Origin of the sequence: Citrobacter sp. CK188, assembly GCF_030333525.1 — a bacterium.
Lineage (GTDB): Bacteria > Pseudomonadota > Gammaproteobacteria > Enterobacterales > Enterobacteriaceae > Citrobacter_B > Citrobacter_B koseri.
The window spans coordinates 124,110-144,193 of record NZ_JAOWFU010000037.1; the positions used below are offsets into that span (position 1 = coordinate 124,110).

The following is a 20,084-nucleotide window of genomic DNA, read 5'->3' on the forward strand; positions in this document are numbered from 1 at the left end:
TTCGCCAGGCCGTGGCGTTTATTTAATTAACGGAATGTTTTCTTAAAGTTCAGCATAAAGCCTTTATCGCTGATGCCGTCTTCTTTCCACTGATAAGCGTCGAGATGCAGACTGCTGTCCTGGGCGCTGTACTTCACGCCCATCGTCGCCAGACCGTTCAGACCGCCGCCTTTCTGGCCGTCGTCAACGCTAAAGCGCTGGTCGCTTGCACCCGCCAGCGTGGCGCTACGCTGGCTTTTCGTGTAGCTCAGGTTAGGGCCGCCTTCCAGCGTGGCGCTTGCGCTCCAGCCGTTTTCCCCGGCGTAGTCCATTTTCAGGCCAAGCACGGAATCTACGGCCGTTTCGCTGCCGCTGTTCATCGACAGGTTGAAGTCCCCGGCGCTGCGCTCTTTGTAACCTTCTTCCAGTGTGTGACGCAGCTTAACGCCCGCATACGGCGTGATTTTCAGCGCATCGTCCATCAGGTTAAAGGTTTTTGCCCCTTCGCTGCGGAATTCCATGTACTGCTGACGGGCGTCGGAATCCGCCACTTTATTGACGTCGCCATAGGCGACAGAGCGGCTGCTGTCGAGGTTATGCACGTCATAACGCAGGCTGTTGTTCCAGGCCAGACCCTCATTAAAGGTCATGCTGTGCTTCAGGCCGAAGAACTGGCTGTAGCCGCCGGTCACGCCGTTGTCGCCCGCTTTCTGCGAACCGTCGCCGTCCAGACGCGCAATACCGTATTCCAGCGTCAGGTTCTGGCTGGCGGTCAGATCCAGCGTCTGGCGCAGCGCCAGCATGTCGTACTGGGTGTCGTTACCCAGTTCGGCACGCGGATCGCCTTTCGCCATCACGTTGAACGCCAGACCGTCTTTCACCTGAGGCGCGGCGTCCGCCAGCATCGTAAAGCGATTGCTGAGTACGCGGGCTTCGCGGAAGACGGTGTTCGCCTGGCTGCCGCTGACCTGCTTCAGGGCGTTGTTCAGCTCTGCGGTCGTGCCAACGTTCAGGCTGTTGTACAGCTCATTGTTGGTATACCCGGCGTCCAGCGCCTGTGCGACGTCGCTGACGGAACTCTCCGTCGCCACATCCGCATAGGCGTTTTTGGTCATGGTGATGTCAACGTTGCCGTCGCCGTCGGTGCTGCCCTGGGCGTTCCACACCACGCTGGTGGAGGTGATATTGTCCGCGCCCTGGATATTACTGCCGGTAAAGGCGTTATCGACCACGACGGTGGTCTCTGCCGTACCTGCGGTAAAGCCGGTATTCACCTTCACGTCGTCGCCAATCATCAGGTTATTCGCTTTCAGCGTACCGGAACTGCCGTCGGCATTGGTGCCCACAATGTAGTTGCTTAACATCTGCGGCGCGTTCGGATCGGCCGGAGGCGCTGGAATATCACCCTGCGTCGGCGCGACAATCGCATCCGGGATCACGATATCCGCCGTACCGTTGTGATCGTCCTGCGTACCCGTAGTGCCAGGGGCGTAGATGCCGCAGCCGGTGTCGCACAGCAGATTCACTTCGCCATTATTGATGATGGTTTTGCTCTGGCCGCCAAACGCGTAAGAGTCATTCGCGTACACGTTGATCACGCCATCGGCGGTGTTGTTGATGGTGGTGGCGTTGCCGTTGCCTTTGATGCCGATAAGTCCGGTGCCGTTGGTTCCGTCTATTTGCCCCTGTTCGGTGCCGACGTTGATGGTGCCGCTGTTGACCAGGTCGATGATATAACTGCTGGTGCCGCCGCTGATCGCCACGGCATTGTCGCCCTGGACATTAATAGTCCCTTCGTTGCCAAAGCTATAGCCACGGCTGAGGTTGATCAGGGGGGCGTCCGGGTTAATACCATTAATCACGCCGGTTTCCGTGTTCCAGATCCACATCGGGGAGTTGCTGGCATTCGCGGTGGTGATGGCGCTGTAACCGTTGGTGGCGGTAATGGTGCCGCTGTTCACCTGAGCGATGGAACTGCTGGTACGCGTCATGTTGATGATGGTGTTTTCGCCGCCTTCTACCGCGCTGCCGCTGTTGGTAAGCGTTGCGCCTTCCTGGTTATAAAACGCAAAGCTGCCGTTGATGAGCGATTTGCCATCTTCCGCCACCGTCATATTGCCGGTATTGACGACTTCCTGGGCGTAAGAGGTTCCTGCAATTGAGCCGGTAAAGCTGCCCTCGTTGAACAGGGTGATATCGCCATTAAGCGTCAGGAGGTCAGTGGTCAGGCTGCCGTCTGCGCGGTTGAACAGGCTGTGATACGTGGTGATCGTATCGGCATGCATCGTCCCGTGGTTTTCCATATTGCCAGCGTTATTAATCGCCATATCGCCGTTGACGGTCAGCGTGGCGCCTGCTTCGTTGTACAGCCAGCCGCTAACATCGAGATCGCCGTTCAGCGTTTCATTGCCGTAATTCGCCAGCGCTCCGGTGGTGAAAAAGCCCGCTTCTGAAGTTTGGCTATCGCTGTCGCCGCTGCCGGGCAGCGACCGTATCCAGATTTTGTCGGTTGGCATGGAACCCATATGTGGGTCGTTTTCGTCCATCGGGCTGCCGTTCAGGTTGATGGCGCCGTTATTGATGATGTAGCTGTTGCTGTCGCTAAGGAACGCCTGACCGTAGTCGGCATCAATATTGATGGTGCCGGTGGTGTCGTTCACGACGGTGCCGCCGTTTAATGCGGCCATCCCCACCAGTTGGTTTTCCTCGCCGGTCACACCTTCATCAGCGGTCAGCGTAATAGTACCCTGGTTAACGGCCGTGCCGCCGCTGAGCGCCATCATACCGAACCCGGCGTTGTTGACGGTGATGGTGCCGGTGTTGATGGCTGTGGCGTCACCGTAGCCGATGTCTGAGGAACCGGCAACCATTGCCGAGCTGGTCAAATAGAGGTATGTCGGCTGCCAGTAGTCTGTGCTGATGATATTGTTTTCATCGTCCAGCGTCGGGATAAAACCGTCCAGATAAATATCGCCTTCGTTTAACGCTGTCCCTACACTGGCACTGACGCCATATGCTCCCGCGCCCTGTAAATGGACGGTCGCTCCTTTATCATTAACGACGCTGCCGCCCTGGGTCGCCAGCATGGCGTAAAGCGTGTGGGTATACCATCTTTCCGGGTAGATATTGATCCCGTTAATGAACTCTGGCGTTTGGTTAGAAAAGAGGGTGATATCGGCCCCCGCTTTGTTGTGTACGACCGTATCTTCGCCATTTGCACGGGTGATGGCAGAACGATCATCTCCCGTATCGTCACTGCTTCCGTAGATGAGAATATTGCCGCTGTTGCTCGCTTCCGCTCCTTTATCGGCAAGGAGAACGTTGACTGTTCCGTGGGTGGTAATATCGCCCTGATTTTCAATTGTCGAGCCCTGGCCATGAGCTGACAGCAGGGCATTACTTCCGGTGGAGTAATTTAAGTTCAGATAGTCGGCGTTCACTTCAATCGTGGCGTCATCGGTAATGAGCAGAGAGCCGCCATTATTAACGTTTGCCAGCGTGGCCTGGCCACCTGTGATAGTGGTCATATCCACGGTAGATTTACCGCTTAGCGTTAACGTGTTGTCACCATCAATGTTGATACCGATAGCTTCAGAGCCAATAGACGCTTCGTTTTGGAAAAAGTCGATGTTTATACCACCGGCGACATTCACGGCGTTACCGCTGCCGCTGATATTGAGGCCGGTAACGCTCGAATACCCAGAGCTGACATCAGAACTGTCAAGATGGATATTCATCGCGCCATCCAGATTGACCGTATTTTGATTGCCGTTGACGGTAATGCCTTGTAACTGCTCATCGCTTTTAATTTGAGCGTCTTGCGCGTAACCAGCCTCGATGTTCACATTACCCAGAATGGTTGTCGTATTCGTGTCGCCAGAAACGTTAAGACCGGTTGCCCCACGAAATACGCCGCTGCTGTCCTGAGCCGCAGTCACGTTAATATCGCCCGTCAGACTGACCTGCGATTCAGTACCGCTGATCAGCGTTCCCGTACCGTTAAGGCTGGTGTTGATATTACCTTTGTTGTTGAAGGTGTTTTGTGTACCGGCAACAACGAAGCCGACAGAGCCGTCGTTACGCACGGTGGTGGTGCCGCTGTTTATGAGTTCGCTTTCTTCGCCGTTGATGGTCAGGCCCGTCGCGCCATTCATAACCAGCAGGTCGCCATTCTGCGTCATGTCAGCGTTATTGCCCGTAATGGTGGCGATCGTTGAGCCAGCGCCGTCGACGGCCATATTACCGGTATTGAGTACGCGGGCGTTGTCGCCATCGATGCGTACGCCCGTCGCGCCATCGGCGATGAGCTGATTACCTTCATTAATTACCAGCGCATTATCACCCTCAATGTACAACCCCGTAGAGCCGGCACCGCGGGTTGTCGAATGGCCTTTGTTATCGACGATAGCATCGTCACCGGTGATTTTGGCTCCGGTGCCGCCGTCAGAAACGTTTAATTCCCCTTCGTTGATGAGGCGAATGTCATTGCCGTTAATGATGGAACCGGTAGAACCTGCGCCGCTAATGCTGGAAGTCCCCGCATTGTCAATGAGGGTGTTATCACCATCGATAACGATGCCCGTACCGCCGCCGCTGATGGTGATATCGCCGGAGAGCGAGGTCGAGGTGCCATTGCCGGAAATTAACGCCCCGGTAGCGCCATCTACCGTACTTTTGCCTGAGATAGCGTTAGTGGTGCCGTCGCCGCTAATGACCAGGCCAACTGCGCTATTGGTCACGGTGGAATCCCCGTTCAGCGTATTACGGGTGTTATCGCCCGAGATAATGACGCCGGTACGATTTTTCCCGCTGATATCCAGTTCGCGATCGGTGGTGTGCGTCTTGCCGTCTCCGCTGACAACCTGAGTATTGTTATCCGCGAGGATCAGATAGCCCCGGCTGTCGTACTTCCAGTAAAAGCCGTTGGCCTGAGCGCCTTCAATCACGGCCGCGTTGCTGTCGGTAACGTTCCAGCCGGAAATCGCCAGCGTTTTGCCGTCCTGGGTGGTTAACTGCCACTGCGCGTCTTGTTCGGAATAACTGAGCGTGGCTTCGCCGAGGTGCTCGCCGTTATCCAGTTTGATGTCGTCGAAGTGCAGGGTGTCTGTGCCTTTATCCAGCGTCACCTGATTGCTGAAGGTCGTCACGGATGTGTCGTCAGGCGGTACTGGCGTATCACCGCCATCATCGGGCGGTGTGACGTCGCCGCCATCATCGGGAGGCGTTGGGGTGACATCTCCGCCGTCATCCGGCGGCGTTGGGGTAACGTCGCCCCCGTCGTCTGGCGGGACTGGCGTTGTTGAATGGTGGTGAGAGTCGCCGTCGCTGTGATTGCCAATGGCGATGCCCGCCGCCAGAGCCGCTACGCCACTGGCGACCCATGCCCAATGGTTATCCTGCCCGGCTTCTGCCGTCAGACATTTCGCCGGTAACTTATTGCGTTCCGCCTGAGATAACGACGAAATATTTACCGGACATTCTTTCTCATCTTCGGTATTCTCTGCCGCAATTGCCGGGCAGTAATATGTTTGCAGTGCAATTGCAATACCCACTGCAAGGAGTTTTTTCCTTTGCATAAACATAGTTGCCATCCTGTAAATAAAATAAGAAATATAAGGCAGCCCTGACAGACAACCTTTATTTGCAAAATTAATGAATGGCACTATTTTGCCACTGACTACCCAGGGGGCGTCAATCCAGCCTTTATTCTGTCGATATTTGTGCGGTGAATTTATTTGGCGAATAAAAAAGAGATAATGGATATTTTGTGCGGTATTTTATGGCGTTATTCTTTTTTATATTTACGCAATGAATGGATTTAGCTTATTTAAAGTGTAATGTAAGAATGAATGATCGTTAAAGTGTTAAAAAAAAGATGCCCTGATATAGGGCATCTATATTTATTAATGGTTTGAGAACCAGTTTAGCTTATCGCGTAACGCGACCACCCGACCGACAATAATCAGCGCCGGGCTTTCGACCTGTTTCGCCAACTCGCCTAATTGCGCAAGAACGCCGCTGACCACGCGCTGCTTGACGGCGGTACCGTTTTCAACCAGCGCCACAGGCATATCGGCCTGCATACCAAACGCGATCAGCTTCTCCTGAATGGTCGCCGCCTGATTCAGCCCCATATAGAACACCAGCGTTTGTTTCTCCGCCGCCAGGTTTTCCCAGTCCAGCTCGCCGCCCGTTTTCAGGTGCCCGGTGACCAGACGCACGCTTTGCGCGTAGTCGCGGTGAGTTAGCGGAACGCCGGAATAAGCCGAGCACCCGGAGGCCGCGGTAATACCGGGAACAACCGAGAACGGAATACCGGCGTGGCACAGCGTTTCCAGCTCTTCGCCGCCGCGACCGAAGATAAACGGATCGCCGCCTTTCAGACGCACCACGCGTCTGCCTTTCTGCGCTTCTCGCAGCAGGATCTGGTTAATCTCTTCCTGCGGAACGCAGTGATAGCCCGCGCGTTTGCCAACGAATACGCGGTCAGCGTCGCGGCGTACCAGATTCATAATGTCGTCGGAGACCAGACGGTCATACACCACCACATCCGCCTGTTGGATCTGTTGTAACCCTTTCAGCGTCAGCAGCCCGGCGTCGCCAGGGCCCGCGCCCACCAGCACCACTTCACCACGGTGATCCAGCGGTTCGCTCAGCATCTGCTCGGTGATCTCCGACACCGCTTTCGCATCGGCATTCGCCAGCGACTGCGCGAGCCTGTCGTTGATGAACAGTTTTTCCCAGAAGCGACGGCGCTCGCCCATTGTGGCGAACTGCTTTTTCACCCGCGCGCGGAGCTGGCCGGCGTAATGCGCGACCTGGCCGAGGTGCTGGGGCAGCAAGGACTCCAGTTTCTCGCGCAGCAAGCGTGCGAGAACGGGCGAGGTGCCGCCGGAGGAGACCGCCACCATCAGCGGCGAGCGGTCGATAATGGAGGGCATGATGAAACTGGCGGCTTTTGGCGCATCGACCACGTTGCAGAAAATGCGGCGTGATTCAGCGGCTTCGCTCACCTGCTGGTTCACGGCGTCATCATCGGTCGCGGCGATCGCCAGCCAGCATCCGTCGAGCAGGGATTCTTCGAATGCCCCTTCAACTAACGTCAACATGCCTTCATTTGCCCACACGGTGAACTGCGGAATAAACGCCAGCGCGTTGACCGTTAATCGAGCGCCTGCTTCCAGCAGTAACCGCGCTTTGCGTTCTGCGACATCGCCACCGCCGACGAGCAGACAGTCACGATCGCGTAATTGACAAAATATAGGCAAATGGTCCACGACATTACCTCTTAATTATTGGCAGTAGCTTCAGTTTGATTGATTTTTGCCGGAGCCGGACGCTCCGCTTTTGGCGTAGCATACCAATAACCTAATCCCATGAATACGACACCGGACAAAGTATTGCCGAGAGTCACCCACAGCAGGTTATGACCAATTCCCGCCAGCGTGTAGGCGTCGCCGTGATGGCCGAACCAGGAGAGGGCGAACAGCGTCATGTTGGCGACGGAGTGCTCGTAGCCGGACGCGATGAACGCCAGCAGACACCACCAGATAGCGAGGAATTTCGCCGCGCCTTCGGTACGAATCGCCATCCAGATCGCCAGGCAAACCAGCCAGTTGCACAGCGCGCCTTTAAAGAACAGTACCGTAGCGGGCGCGGTGGTTTTCGCCAGCGCAACCGTGTGAACGATGCTGGTATCGACCGGCAGCAGACTGCCGCCGCCCCAGCTATACAGCAGCGCGACGAATACGGAGCCCACCAGGTTGCCCAGCCAGGTTTGCGGCAGAATCGCCCACATCTGACCGTGGCTGATGGTGCCCGCTTTTACGCCGAGCGTCAGGAACATGGTATGACCGGTAAAGAGTTCAGAACCGGCGATGATCACCAGCGTTAAGGCGATGCCGAAGGTAGCGCCCATCACCAGCGGGCGAACGGAAGGGTCAAGCAGATTGCCGAGGGTAAAAATAAGAATGATGCCGAGACCGACGTAGGCGCCGGCCATTGCGGAGCTCACCCAGAAACCGAGCGGATTATTTGCCGACAGGCGTGCAATGCGCGCAGCGTTAGCCGCACACTTGTTAATAGTGTCTGTAAACATTTGATTATCCTTGAAGTAAAAACAATAAAATTAAAAAAGAAATCGTAAAACCGTAGGCCGGATAAGGCATTTATGCCGCCATCCGGCGGTATGTTTTGCCTGATGACGCTGCGCTTATCAGGCCTACAAAATCGGGCCTGTAACCATTTGATTGTCCTTGAAGTAAAAACAATAAAAATCGTAAAGCCGTAGGCCGGATAAGGCATTTATGCCGCCATCCGGCGGTGTGTTTTTGCCTGATGGCGCTGCGCTTATCAGGTCTACAAAATCGGGCCTACAAAGACGTCAAAAAGGGAGGCGTTGCGCCTCCCCAAATTCATTAACCGCGCAGTTGCACCACGCCGTCTTTCACGCGAGCTTCGTAGTGCGCGACGGAATGGCTTTCATCTTCCATGCACAGACCGTCGCTCAGACGGAACCGCTGTTTTTTCAGCGGGCTGGCAACCCACAGTTCGCCCTGATGCTCGGCAATCAACCCGCGTGACAGCACGCTGGACTCAAAAAACGGGTCGATATTGCTGATCGCGAACACCTGGTCGCTGTGATATGGACGGAAAATGGCGACCTGCTTTTCGCCTAACAGCGCGCAGACGCCGGTTTCCGGCAGAATGTCATCGATTTTGCAGATGTTTTTCCACTGGCTCATGCGTTTTCCTCCACCAGAGTTACCGGAATGCGCTCGTACGGCGTTGCCGGACGATGCTGTTCACGCTCAGGCACCACCTGAACATTCGGGTCGCGCTTATCGCTGTTGATAAAGTGTCTGAAACGAACCTGCGCAGACGGTGTATTTACGGTCTCCGTCCACTCGCACACCACCGCTTCACGCAGGCGGGTCATCTCTTCTTCCAGATGTGCGTTCAGGCCCAGTTTGTCGTCGATGATGACCGACTTCAGGTAGTCGATACCGCCTTCCAGGTTATCTAACCACGGTGCGGTACGGGTCAGTTTGTCGGCGGTACGGATGTAGAACATCATGAAGCGGTCGAGGTATTTAACCAGCGTTTCGCGGTCGATATCCGCCGCCAGCAGGTCCGCATGACGCGGTTTCATCCCGCCGTTGCCGCAGACGTACAGGTTCCAGCCTTTTTCCGTGGCGATAATCCCCACGTCTTTACCCTGGGCTTCCGCACATTCACGGGTACAGCCGGAGACGCCAAATTTCATTTTGTGCGGGGTACGGATGCCTTTGTAGCGGTTTTCCAGCTCGACGCCGAAGCCGACGCTATCGCCCACGCCATAGCGGCACCAGGTGCTGCCCACGCAGGTTTTCGCCATACGCAGCGCTTTGGCATACGCGTGACCGGTTTCGAAGCCCGCTTCAATCAGCTGACGCCAGATTTCCGGCAGATCGTCTTTCTGCGCGCCGAACAGACCAATACGCTGAGAACCGGTAATTTTGGTGTACAGGTTAAACTCACGCGCGATGCGACCTACGGCCACCAGACCTTCCGGCGTGATTTCGCCGCCCGCAGAACGCGGGATCACGGAGTAGGTGCCGTCTTTCTGGATGTTCGCCAGGAAGTTGTCGTTGGTATCCTGTAGCGGGGTGTGCTGCGGCTTCAGAATGTATTCGTTCCAGCAGGAGGCCAGCAGAGAACCGACGGTCGGTTTACACACTTCGCAGCCGTAGCCTTTACCGTGTTTCGCCAGCAGTTCTTCAAAGGTTTTAATGCCTTCCACGCGGATGAGGTGGAACAGTTCCTGACGCGAGTACGCAAAGTGCTCACACAGGTTGTTGTTCACTTCAATACCCTGTTTCGCCAGTTCGGCGTTCAGAACCTGAGTAACCAGCGGAATACAGCCGCCGCAGCCAGTACCGGCTTTGGTTTCCGCTTTCAGCGCCGCAACGGTGTGGCAGCCTTTGTTGATGGCGGCGACCAGCATCCCTTTGGTGACGTCAAAGCAGGAACAGATTTGCGCGCTGTCCGGCAGTTTATCAACGCCAATGGAAGGCTTACCGCTGCCAGAATGTGCCGGCAGGATCAGCGAGTCCGGGTTTTCCGGCAGTTCAATCGCGTTCAGCACCAGTTGCAGCAGGTTGCCGTAATCGCTGGTATCGCCCACCAGCACCGCGCCGAGCAGGGTTTTGTTGTCTTCGCTGACGATGAGGCGTTTGTAGACCTCTTTGCTTTCGTCGAGGTAAACGTAGCTACGCGCGCCCGGCGTGCGGCCATGCGCATCGCCAATGCCGCCGACGTCCACGCCCAGCAGTTTCAGCTTGGCGCTGAGGTCTGCGCCTTCAAACGCGTTTTCGGTTTCGAGGATGTGGTCAACGGCAACCTGCGCCATTTTGTAGCCAGGCGCGACCAGACCGTACACGCGGTTGTTCCAGCTGGCGCATTCGCCAATCGCGTAGATATCCGGGTCAGACGTCTGGCAGGCGTCGTTAATCACGATACCGCCGCGCTGAGCGACGTCCAGGCCGCACTGGGTGGCCAGTTTGTCACGCGGGCGGATACCGGTAGAGAAAACGATGAAGTCGACTTCCAGCTCGCTACCGTCGGCAAAACGCATGGTTTTACGCGCTTCGGTGCCTTCCTGAACGATCTCTTTGGTGTTTTTGCTGGTGTGTACGCGCACGCCCATGCTTTCGATTTTACGGCGTAGCTGCTCGCCGCCCATCTGATCCAGCTGTTCTGCCATCAGCATGGGGGCAAATTCGATAACGTGGGTTTCGACGCCTAAGTTTTTCAGCGCGCCAGCGGCTTCCAGACCCAGCAGGCCGCCGCCGACCACCGCGCCGCGTTTGCTGCGACGGGCGCAGGCTTCAATGGCGTTGAGATCTTCAATGGTACGGTAAACAAAGCAGTCCTGGGTTTCGGAACCTTTAATTGGCGGGATCCACGGGTAGGAGCCGGTCGCCATGATCAGTTTATCGTAATAAACCGTACGACCCGCGCTGGAGTGGATGACCTTCTCCTGACGGTTGATCGTAATAGCGCGTTCGCCGACCAGAACGTTAACGCCGTGCTTCTCATAAAAGCCTTCACGCACCAGAGACAGCTCTTCAGCGGTGTGGTGGGAGAAGTAGGAAGACAGGTGGACACGGTCGTATGCTTTGCGGGGTTCTTCACAGAACACGGTAATGTCAAAATTGGCAGCGTCGGATTTATCAAGAAGGTCCTCAATAAAGCGATGGCCGACCATACCATTACCGATAATAGCGAGTCTGACTTTGCTCATTTTTGCCTCGATTTCTTTTCTATTACTGCCTACCTTAACGATTCAGCAACCCCGCTTATTGATGTAAATCAAATTCGGCCTTATATACTCCTTAAGAGGTATATTGCTGATTTGTCAGCGTTTTTATAAGTCACGGAATTGTCAGACATTTCGTTGTTGTGCAAATAACATACAAAATGAGGGGTTATTAGCGTAAGAAGGTCTACCTCTAAAGAATGCGAGGTCTACGCCGTCAGGAGGAGGGGGAAATTGCGCGAAAAAGCAGGGTTAAAAAGCCGGATGGCGGCTGACGCCTTATCCGGCCTACAAGTCATGCGTAGGCCCGGTAAGCTTGCGCCACCGGGCAAATCACCAGCCTTATCCGGCAATCATCATCAGTGCGCTGCTGGCACGTTATGCTGGCGATGACGGGTAACAAACCCGAGGATAAAGCACATCACAAACACCACGGCATACAGACCGTTTGCGGTGAGCAACGCGGCCTGCGGGCCGCTGTGCGCCACGATCGGGCCTGTCACCACGAAGGTCAGCATGGTGCCAATGGTGCCGCAGGTCAGCACAAAGTTAACCAGCTTTGGCGACGGCACTTTGGTTTGCTGCGAACCCAGCGTAATGATTGAGGTGTAAATGGCGCTGGAGAAGAAGCCGAGTGTCAGAATAAACCACGCCATATGCTCCGGCTGGGCCTTAATGAACAGGTACATCAGCACCGCCGCCAGACCCGCCAGTACCGTCAGGATACGTTGCAGATCAAAGAAGCGCAGAATGAAGCTGAAGGCCCACATGCCGAACATGTACGACATCCAGAAATCGCTGACCAGCGTACCGGCGTCGTTCAGGCTCATGCCCAGGCCTTTGGCGTATTCCGGCACCCAGGAGATGAAACCTAACTGACCGAGGATGTAGCACAGCGCGGCGATGGACAGGAACAGAACGCCAATGCCCCATTTCTCTTTTACCACCGGCGTTTCCGTTTTCGGCGCGTGTTTACCCAGCGCCGGAAATTCGCAGCCGAAGGTCAGGATGAAAATCGCCACGTAGACCAGACCGATGCAGGCGTATACCCAGTACCACTCAATGCTGCGCGCCAGCAGGTAAGCGGCGACCATCGGGAAGATCATCCCGGCCATACTGAAGAAGGAGTCGGTGAACAGCAGGCGAGAACCACGCTGACGGCCTTCATACATCTGGGTGATCAGGAAAGTACCGATCGACATGGTGATACCGCTCACCAGACCCAGTACAAACATTGCCGCAGAGAAAAGCGCCAGGCTATGGCTGAGCATCAGCCCGGCCACGGCCAGCACCATCAACACAAAGCCAAAACGCAGCTGCGTTTTCAGCGGGATAATTTCCATCAGCCAGGCATTCAGGAAAATAGAGATCAGGATACCGGCGTTAAGAAAGGTGAATGTGTTACTCATACTGGAAACGGGCAGGTTGAAATACTCTGCAATGTTTCCCATCACCATCCCGGTGACAATTACCAACGCGCCTGTCAGGGCGTAGGAGAGAAAGCTAATCCATGTGAGCTTGATGCGATTGCTGTTAGTCATGACTGGCCTGTGTATAGAGGTGTAAAGCGCGTTGACAGCGCCGTGAGCGGGCAGATTTTAGGCGTTTTAGTGATGTATTTAAATGTTTATTAGCAATTACTGTAAGCGTTACATTTTTTAACGTGACGGTGATCACATTAATATGCCGAAAAGCACAACAAAATCGTAAGGTTACATTTGTTTCAGATACGTAAAATTAGGTAAAGGGCTGGCCTGCTCCTTGAAGGCTCTTTAGAATCAATCTACTTGCTTTTGTTACTGCTCTCGTTAAGGAAATCTCATGCTCAAATCGACTCTGGCGGCTGTTGCAGCTGTTCTCGCTCTTTCTGCTCTCTCTCCTGTAGCGTTGGCAGCGAAAGGTGACCCACATGTTCTGCTGACGACCTCCGCCGGAAATATTGAACTGGAACTGAATAGCCAGAAAGCGCCAGTTTCAGTGCAAAACTTTGTCGATTATGTCAACAGCGGTTTCTATAACAACACCACGTTCCACCGTGTGATCCCCGGCTTTATGGTGCAGGGCGGCGGTTTTAACGAGCAGATGCAGCAAAAGAAACCTAACCCGCCGATCAAGAACGAAGCGGACAACGGGCTGCGCAACACCCGTGGCACCATTGCGATGGCGCGTACCGCAGATAAAGACAGCGCAACCAGCCAGTTCTTTATCAACGTTGCAGACAACGCCTTCCTGGATCACGGCCAGCGCGATTTTGGCTACGCCGTATTTGGTAAAGTTGTGAAAGGGATGGATGTCGCTGACAAAATCTCCCAGGTGCAGACGCACGATGTCGGCCCTTACCAAAATGTTCCTTCAAAACCGATAGTTATCCTTTCCGCCAAAGTCCTGCCGTAATGGCATTCTGCGCGGGCCAGTAATGCCCGCGCGATTCCTGACCTCTGCGTAACCTGAATTTGCTGCTTATACTTGTGGCAAGTGCAGGCACATTCAGGGAGGTCTCGTGAAAAAACTCACCGATAAACAAAAGTCTCGCCTCTGGGAACAACGACGAAATATCAATTTCCAGGAGAGTCGACGTCTGGAAGGGGTGGACATCCCGTTAGTTACCCTGACCGCCGAAGAAGCACTGGTGCGCCTGGCAGAATTAAGGAGGCACTATGAGCGATAAGTTTGGTGATGGACGCGACCCCTATCTGTATCCCGGCCTGAATATCATGCGTAACCGCTTAGGCATCCGGCAGGTTCAGCGTCTGGAGCAGGCGGCGTATGAACTGACCGCACTGCGTGCCGCGACGATTGAAGCTGGCCCCTTGGTGCGCGGACTGCCTCACCTGCGCGCCATTCATCGTCAGCTGTATCAGGATGTTTTTGACTGGGCCGGACAACTGCGCGAGGTCGATATATATCAGGGAGATACCCGTTTTTGCCATTTTGCCTACATCGAAAAAGAGGGCAACGCCCTGATGCAGGATCTGGAAGAAGAGGGGTATCTGGTCGGGCTGACGAAAGAGAAATTCGCCGATCGTCTGGCGCACTACTACTGTGAAATTAATGTGCTGCATCCTTTTCGCATCGGCAGCGGACTGGCGCAGCGCATCTTCTTTGAGCAACTGGCGCTCCACGCCGGTTATATCCTGAGCTGGAGCGGCATTCAGGTGGCCGAATGGAGCCAGGCGAACCAGAGCGGCGCGATGGGCGACCTGTCGGGATTACAGGCAATATTTCGTAAAGGGGTAAGCGAAGCCCAGGAAACTGAGTAGAATAGCGCGGTTCTTACGTACCGGAGCCGCCATGATTCTGCTGATCGACAACTATGATTCGTTTACCTGGAACCTTTATCAGTATTTCTGCGAACTGGGCGCTGATGTCCTGGTCAGGCGAAATGACGCGTTGACGCTGGCGCAAATTGACGCGCTGAATCCGCAAAAAATCGTGATCTCGCCGGGGCCCTGTACGCCGGATGACGCGGGTATCTCCCTGGCGGTAATCCGCCATTATGCCGGGCGCCTTCCCATGCTCGGCGTCTGTCTTGGACACCAGGCGATGGCGCAGGCCTTTGGTGCGACGATCGTGCGGGCGGCTAAAGTGATGCACGGTAAAACCTCTCCCGTCACCCATAACGGCCAGGGCGTTTTTCAGGGGCTATCGAACCCGCTCACCGTCACGCGCTATCACTCGCTGGTGATCGATCCTGCGACGCTTCCCGCCTGCTTTGACGTTACGGCCTGGAGCGACACGCAGGAAATTATGGGGATTCGCCACCGGGAGTGGGATCTGGAAGGGGTGCAGTTCCACCCGGAAAGTATTCTGAGCGAGCAGGGACATCAACTGCTGGCTAATTTCCTGTCGCGCTGATTTGTGGTTGCTATATGGTGATTTTTTATGCATATTTTATGACTGAAATTTCATTTAGCTGGATGGGCATAAGATGGCAACTGAACAAACTGCAATTACGCGCGCGACTTTCGATGAAGTTATCCTGCCGATTTATGCACCGGCAGAGTTTATTCCGGTAAAAGGCAAGGGCAGCCGGGTCTGGGATCAGCAGGGTAAAGAGTACGTTGATTTCGCGGGTGGGATTGCAGTTACCGCCTTAGGGCATTGCCATCCGGCGCTGGTGGACGCGCTGAAAACGCAGGGTGAAACGCTGTGGCACACCAGCAACGTTTTTACTAACGAACCTGCGCTGCGTCTGGGGCGTAAGCTTATCGACGCGACCTTTGCCGAGCGCGTGCTGTTTATGAACTCCGGCACCGAAGCCAACGAAACCGCCTTCAAACTGGCGCGCCACTATGCCTGCGTGCGTCATAGCCCGTTTAAAACCAAAATCATCGCCTTCCATAACGCCTTTCATGGCCGCTCGCTGTTTACCGTTTCCGTTGGTGGTCAGCCGAAGTATTCCGACGGATTTGGCCCTAAACCGGCGGATATCATCCATGTTCCTTTCAACGATCTGCACGCGGTGAAAGCGGTGATGGATGACCATACCTGCGCGGTGGTGGTGGAGCCGATCCAGGGAGAAGGCGGCGTCACCGCCGCAACGCCAGCGTTTCTGCAAGGCCTGCGCGAGCTGTGCGATCGGCATCAGGCGCTGCTGGTGTTTGATGAAGTTCAGTGCGGTATGGGGCGCACCGGCGATCTGTTCGCCTATATGCACTACGGCGTGACGCCGGATATTCTTACCAGTGCGAAAGCGCTGGGCGGCGGCTTCCCGGTCAGCGCTATGCTGACCACGCAGGAGATTGCGTCCGCGTTCCACGTTGGGTCGCATGGTTCCACCTACGGCGGCAACCCGTTGGCCTGCGCCGTTGCCGGAGCCGCGTTCGATATCATCAATACGTCTGACGTGCTGAGCGGCGTTCAGACTAAACGCGAGCGGTTTGTTCAGCATTTGCAGAAGATTGACGAGCAGTATGACATTTTCAGCGATATTCGCGGCATGGGGCTGCTGATTGGCGCGGAACTGAAGCCGCAGTATAAAGGCCGGGCGCGGGATTTCCTTTACGCTGGCGCGCATGAAGGCGTTATGGTGCTGAATGCCGGGCCGGATGTCATGCGCTTTGCTCCGTCGCTGGTGGTGGAAGAGGCGGATATTGACGAAGGGATGCAGCGTTTTGCGCAGGCGGTGGCGAAAGTGGCTGGCTGATTGCCGGATGGCGGCGCAAGCGCCTTATCCGGCCTACGGAGAAAATGCGATTTGTAGGCCGGATAAGCGTAGCGCCATCCGGCAAACAACAAACAACAAACAGCAAACAACGTCAACCCTTCATATCCCGTAACCGGCGACTAAGCCAGATGCCGTGATGCGGGCGCTGGCGCCATGCCACTGACGAAATGGTGTGCATGGTATTCAGGTGCCCCAGCACGCGTTGCAGATGCTGTTCCAGCGTGCTGAGCGGCCCGTGGGAGAGCATCTCCGATGACTCCAGAATATTCACATCCCCGGAACCGCCCGGCGCGTCATACTCCAGCCGCTGCTGACAGCGCTGGAGCGCAATTTCGCAGGATTCCAGGTAGCGCTGCGCCAGATCCGGCGTCAGCATCGTATGCTCGCGCGCCAGCGTGGTCATGGCGTTGACGTGCTCAACGATAAACTGGCTGTGCGTTACCCACAGTTTCATATCTTCCAGATAGTGCGTGTTAAACCCCGGTTCCTGCATCGCCTGATTCAGCGAGTTAAACAGCGTATTGTGCGCCTGGTTCACCCGCATTCGCTGGTACGCCAGCGGCGTTGGCTGCGGGTCGTTGCTGAGGATCAGCCGAATGGCCTCCTGGTCCGCTTCCAGCGCGTCGTGGGCATTCTTACGCAAAAGGCCGCTTTGCCACTGCGGCCAGAGCCAGACCATCCCGCCAAAAGCAATCAGGCAACCAATGACCGTATCAATAAATCGCGGCACGATGAACTGTTCGCCGTTGAGCGTCAGCAGTTGCAGGGTATAGACCGCCGTCACCGTAAAGCCAACCGTCGCCCAGCCGTAGTTTTTGCGAATGGTCAGATAGCTCACCAGCGTAATGATCAGCATTAATGCCAGCGTGTAGCCTTCAGGAATGCGAAAGTGCAACGTGACGCCCGCCACCACCAGACCGGCCAGCGTACCCGCCGAACGGTGCAGAATGCGTACGCGCGTCGCGCCGTAGCCGTTTTGCGTGACGAACAGGATGGTCATCAGAATCCAGTACGGCTTGGGCAGATGTAAGGCGCTGCCCATCAGGCTGGCGATACTTAACATAACGCTGATTCGCCCGGCGTTGCGCAGCGCGGGCGATTTAAACGATAAATAGCTTTTCAGCGCGGGCAGCAGCGGCAGACGACGCTGTTTATCAGCCATCAGGTCGCGTGCGTACAGCGGACGCTGAGTGCGTAATACGCGGGCAATACGGCTAAAGTGCCAGTAGCAAAACTGCCCGACAGGGTTTTCCGGGTGCTGATTGGCGATTTTTTCCAGCGCGCCAGTCTGCTTCTCCATCGAAAAACGGCTGGGCAGACGGTGATACAGAATGTCATCCGCGATGATGCGCAGGCGGGCGGCGACGGTTTGCGCATTCCAGCGAATAACCTGTTCCGCGTGGCTGCGCTCCACCAGCTTCTGAACCTCCTCCGGCTGATGCAAACTGACGGAGATATGCTCCTGTAAGTCCAGCGCTTCCTGGAAGGCGCGCAGCAGGCGCTTGTAGTCATTATTGTGCTGGGCCGACAGCATGTGCATCTGCTGGTAACACTGGGTAATGAGATCCACCGCTTTCTGCTGGCGCACCAGCAGAGGCGGCAGCGCTTTTTCTGGATCGATATGCTGCGTGAGCAGGCTGTATTTGGCCTCGCAATAGTCGGCCAGCTCGCGATACAGCAGGCTGAGCGACTCGCGCAGCGGCTGTTCGCGCCACAGCCAGAACCAGAACCAGTTAAACAGCCCATACCATAGCGTGCCGAGCGCGTAGATGAGCAGCGGCTCCCAGACCGGCATGTTCCCCGCCAGGCTTAGCGTGAAAATGGCGGCAATCAGTGAAGCGGGCAGCAGTCTTGCATGCAGTGGGCTGATTTCCGCCGTGACGCCGAGCAGCAGCGTCAGCCCGGTGAGGATCAGCGGCAGGGGGATGTCGCGCGCCAGCAGCAGTTGTGTAATCAGGCTGCATCCGGCAAACAGCGATCCGCCGATGATTAAGCGTTTGAAAAAGCGTTTATGCGGGGTATCAAGACCGGCAATGTTGCAGCAGGCGGGAACGAGCGAGAACAGCAGTCCCAGGTGCAACTGGCCGATGATCAGGCCGATAGCCACAGGCAGGCACAGCACCAGCGTTTGCCGTAGTGCGTAGTTGATCTCAGGATGGTAAATCAGTCTTCGCCACATCGGTGCAAACAAAAATGGCGCATTACCCGGTAATGCGCCATTCCGACGGGATTAACGTGTGCCGTAGACGACGATGGTCTTACCGTGAGCGGAGATCAGATTCTGATCTTCGAGCATTTTCAGAATACGCCCCACGGTTTCACGGGAGCAGCCAACGATCTGGCCGATCTCCTGACGGGTGATTTTGATCTGCATGCCATCCGGGTGAGTCATCGCGTCAGGTTGTTTCGCCAGGTTCAGCAGGGTCTGAGCGATACGGCCCGTTACGTCGAGGAAGGCGAGGTTACCGACTTTCTCAGATGTCACTTGCAGACGGCGAGCCATCTGGGAAGACAGGCGCATCAGAATATCCGGGTTTACCTGGATCAACTGACGGAATTTCTTGTAAGAAATTTCAGCGACTTCACAGGCCGTTTTGGCACGTACCCAGGCACTGCGTTCCTGACCTTCTTCAAACAGGCCCAGTTCGCCAATAAAATCGCCCTGATTCAGATAAGAAAGGATCATTTCTTTCCCTTCTTCATCTTTGATCAACACTGCCACTGAGCCTTTAACGATGTAGTACAACGTTTCCGCTTTTTCACCCTGGTGAATCAGCGTGCTCTTCGATGGGTACTTATGAATGTGGCAATGAGACAAGAACCATTCGAGAGTCGGGTCTGTTTGCGGTTTGCCAAGCACCATGCGCGGTTATCCTCTGTTATAAGCTGTCTCCAGAGCCAGAACACGACACTGCCTCTGGGTTTGCAAAAATAGGTTTCCCGAATTCCTGGGAAGGGGGCTGTCGAAAATGTACTGCAGCCTGAATGTGATGTCCTCTGCATACATGCAGTACGTCAATGTATTACTGTAGCATCCCGACTGTTTTAGCATAGCTTTCGCCGTGTGTCTCCTGGTGTCTCGCTTCAGCATGACGCAGGTCGCCTTCCGTTGCGAGATTTGTTATGTGCGCGTAATCTGTCAGGAAAATTGACACATTGGAGTTCCGAATATGCAAGCGCGTGTAAAGTGGGTTGAAGGGTTAACCTTTCTGGGAGAGTCTGCCTCCGGCCACCAGGTTTTAATGGATGGCAACTCCGGTGATAAAGCGCCAAGCCCGATGGAAATGGTGCTGATGGCCGCAGGCGGTTGTAGCGCAATCGACGTGGTTTCTATTTTGCAGAAAGGGCGTCAGGATGTGACGAATTGCGAAGTGAAGCTGACGTCCGAACGTCGTGAAGAAGCGCCGCGCCTGTTTACGCATATCAATCTGCATTTCATTGTGACCGGCAATGACCTGAAAGACGCGGCGGTTGCGCGGGCGGTCGATCTTTCGGCTGAGAAATATTGCTCAGTGGCGCTGATGCTGGAAAAAGCGGTGAATATTACCCATTCGTATGAAGTGATTGCGGCGTGATACCGGTTGCCTGATGGCGCTACGCTTATCAGGCCTACGAATTCGCACCCTGTAGGCCGGATAA

General features: G+C 55.3%; 14 protein-coding genes. 6 read left to right on the forward strand and 8 right to left on the reverse strand.

Annotated features, from left to right (window positions below; all coding sequences use genetic code 11):
* Positions 1-26 precede the first annotated feature (26 nt).
* The 6 genes from OGV67_RS20300 to tsgA form a co-directional block, all read right to left on the reverse strand.
* Positions 27-5,555: a pectate lyase-fold domain-containing protein gene (locus OGV67_RS20300; RefSeq protein ID WP_115615314.1), complete on the reverse strand. Its 5,529-nt coding sequence runs from the start codon at positions 5,553-5,555 to the stop codon at positions 27-29.
* Between the two features lie 327 nt (positions 5,556-5,882).
* Positions 5,883-7,256, reverse strand: coding sequence for a siroheme synthase CysG (gene cysG / locus OGV67_RS20305; protein ID WP_012135478.1), 1,374 nt, complete (start codon positions 7,254-7,256; stop codon positions 5,883-5,885).
* An 11-nt stretch (positions 7,257-7,267) separates the two neighbouring features.
* Complete coding sequence (gene nirC / locus OGV67_RS20310) at positions 7,268-8,077, reverse strand: nitrite transporter NirC (protein WP_012135477.1); 810 nt, start codon at positions 8,075-8,077, stop codon at positions 7,268-7,270.
* 319 nt (positions 8,078-8,396) lie between these two features.
* The gene (gene nirD / locus OGV67_RS20315) at positions 8,397-8,723 is read right to left on the reverse strand and encodes a nitrite reductase small subunit NirD (protein ID WP_012135476.1); all 327 of its coding nucleotides are present in this window, start codon (positions 8,721-8,723) and stop codon (positions 8,397-8,399) included.
* Positions 8,720-11,263 carry an NADPH-nitrite reductase large subunit gene (gene nirB / locus OGV67_RS20320; RefSeq protein WP_112001459.1) on the reverse strand — a complete coding sequence of 848 codons (2,544 nt, stop codon included), beginning with the start codon at positions 11,261-11,263 and terminating at the stop codon, positions 8,720-8,722. Before nirB ends, nirD begins: the two co-directional genes overlap by 4 nt.
* Before the next feature lie 374 nt (positions 11,264-11,637).
* Complete coding sequence (gene tsgA / locus OGV67_RS20325) at positions 11,638-12,819, reverse strand: MFS transporter TsgA (protein WP_012135472.1); 1,182 nt, start codon at positions 12,817-12,819, stop codon at positions 11,638-11,640.
* Between the two features lie 280 nt (positions 12,820-13,099).
* Between tsgA and ppiA the strand changes: the two genes are divergently transcribed.
* From ppiA to argD, 5 genes are all read left to right on the forward strand, one after another.
* Entirely contained in the window at positions 13,100-13,672 is a 573-nt protein-coding gene (ppiA, locus tag OGV67_RS20330; RefSeq protein WP_012135471.1) for a peptidylprolyl isomerase A, read from the forward strand.
* A 106-nt stretch (positions 13,673-13,778) separates the two neighbouring features.
* Positions 13,779-13,946, forward strand: a complete 168-nt coding sequence (gene ficA / locus OGV67_RS20335; RefSeq protein WP_012135470.1) for a FicA/YhfG family antitoxin — start codon at positions 13,779-13,781, stop codon at positions 13,944-13,946.
* Entirely contained in the window at positions 13,936-14,538 is a 603-nt protein-coding gene (locus OGV67_RS20340; RefSeq protein ID WP_047460753.1) for a putative adenosine monophosphate-protein transferase Fic, read from the forward strand. Before ficA ends, OGV67_RS20340 begins: the two co-directional genes overlap by 11 nt.
* 31 nt (positions 14,539-14,569) lie before the next feature.
* Entirely contained in the window at positions 14,570-15,133 is a 564-nt protein-coding gene (gene pabA / locus OGV67_RS20345; protein WP_012135468.1) for an aminodeoxychorismate synthase component 2, read from the forward strand.
* A 73-nt stretch (positions 15,134-15,206) separates the two neighbouring features.
* On the forward strand, positions 15,207-16,424 hold the full coding sequence (argD, locus tag OGV67_RS20350; protein ID WP_101744210.1) for a bifunctional acetylornithine/succinyldiaminopimelate transaminase: 1,218 nt from the start codon (positions 15,207-15,209) through the stop codon (positions 16,422-16,424).
* A 112-nt stretch (positions 16,425-16,536) separates the two neighbouring features.
* On the opposite strand, the gene OGV67_RS20355 is transcribed toward argD, so the two are convergent.
* Both OGV67_RS20355 and crp read right to left on the reverse strand, forming a co-directional pair.
* Positions 16,537-18,624: a YccS/YhfK family putative transporter gene (locus tag OGV67_RS20355; protein WP_012135464.1), complete on the reverse strand. Its 2,088-nt coding sequence runs from the start codon at positions 18,622-18,624 to the stop codon at positions 16,537-16,539.
* A gap of 51 nt (positions 18,625-18,675) precedes the next feature.
* Positions 18,676-19,308 (reverse strand): cAMP-activated global transcriptional regulator CRP, encoded by a 633-nt coding sequence (gene crp, locus OGV67_RS20360; RefSeq protein WP_000242758.1) that lies wholly within the window; start codon positions 19,306-19,308, stop codon positions 18,676-18,678.
* Positions 19,309-19,615: 307 nt separating this feature from the next.
* Between crp and OGV67_RS20365 the strand changes: the two genes are divergently transcribed.
* Entirely contained in the window at positions 19,616-20,020 is a 405-nt protein-coding gene (locus OGV67_RS20365; RefSeq protein ID WP_012135462.1) for an OsmC family protein, read from the forward strand.
* Positions 20,021-20,084: the final 64 nt, after the last annotated feature.

Coding starts and splice junctions, on each gene's coding strand:
- OGV67_RS20300 (WP_115615314.1), bottom strand. CDS start 5,555: ATGCAAAGGAAAAAACTCCTTGCAGTGGGTATTGCAATTGCACTGCAA.
- nirC (WP_012135477.1), bottom strand. CDS start 8,077: ATGTTTACAGACACTATTAACAAGTGTGCGGCTAACGCTGCGCGCATT.
- nirD (WP_012135476.1), bottom strand. CDS start 8,723: ATGAGCCAGTGGAAAAACATCTGCAAAATCGATGACATTCTGCCGGAA.
- nirB (WP_112001459.1), bottom strand. CDS start 11,263: ATGAGCAAAGTCAGACTCGCTATTATCGGTAATGGTATGGTCGGCCAT.
- tsgA (WP_012135472.1), bottom strand. CDS start 12,819: ATGACTAACAGCAATCGCATCAAGCTCACATGGATTAGCTTTCTCTCC.
- ppiA (WP_012135471.1), top strand. CDS start 13,100: ATGCTCAAATCGACTCTGGCGGCTGTTGCAGCTGTTCTCGCTCTTTCT.
- OGV67_RS20340 (WP_047460753.1), top strand. CDS start 13,936: ATGAGCGATAAGTTTGGTGATGGACGCGACCCCTATCTGTATCCCGGC.
- pabA (WP_012135468.1), top strand. CDS start 14,570: ATGATTCTGCTGATCGACAACTATGATTCGTTTACCTGGAACCTTTAT.
- argD (WP_101744210.1), top strand. CDS start 15,207: ATGGCAACTGAACAAACTGCAATTACGCGCGCGACTTTCGATGAAGTT.
- OGV67_RS20355 (WP_012135464.1), bottom strand. CDS start 18,624: ATGTGGCGAAGACTGATTTACCATCCTGAGATCAACTACGCACTACGG.
- crp (WP_000242758.1), bottom strand. CDS start 19,308: ATGGTGCTTGGCAAACCGCAAACAGACCCGACTCTCGAATGGTTCTTG.
- OGV67_RS20365 (WP_012135462.1), top strand. CDS start 19,616: ATGCAAGCGCGTGTAAAGTGGGTTGAAGGGTTAACCTTTCTGGGAGAG.